This window comes from Vibrio sinensis, from assembly GCF_003605645.1.
Classification (GTDB): Bacteria; Pseudomonadota; Gammaproteobacteria; order Enterobacterales; family Vibrionaceae; genus Vibrio; species Vibrio sinensis.
Genome location: NZ_QVMU01000155.1, coordinates 1 through 477 on the forward strand (window position 1 = coordinate 1; position 477 = coordinate 477).

The 477-nt window shown below is 43.2% G+C and carries 1 protein-coding gene; it reads left to right on the forward strand.

The features are described from left to right. Nucleotides 1–477: ATP synthase beta subunit C-terminal domain-containing protein (locus DZ860_RS25425; protein WP_500691426.1), on the forward strand; the 477-nt coding region annotated here is incomplete at both ends.

Below are 477 nucleotides of genomic sequence, written 5' to 3' on the forward strand. Positions count from 1 at the left end.
GATGTTAATGAACAAGACGTACTTCTATTTATTGACAATATCTTCCGTTTCGTCCAAGCAGGATCCGAGGTATCTGCTTTATTGGGTAGGATGCCTTCCGCCGTGGGTTATCAACCCACCCTTAGTACCGAAATGGGTACTTTACAAGAAAGAATTACTTCTACSAAARAGGGKTCCATAACYTCTATTCAAGCAGTTTATGTACCTGCRGAYGATTTGACYGACCCYGCWCCTGCCACCACATTTGCACATTTAGATGCGACTACCGTACTATCAAGAGGATTAGCTGCCAAAGGTATCTATCCAGCGGTAGATCCTTTAGATTCAACGTCAACTATGCTACAACCTCGAATCGTTGGCGAGGAACATTATGAAACTGCGCAACAAGTAAAACAAACTTTACAACGTTACAAGGAGCTTCAGGACATTATAGCTATCCTGGGGTTGGATGAATTATCCGAAGAGGATCGCTTAACC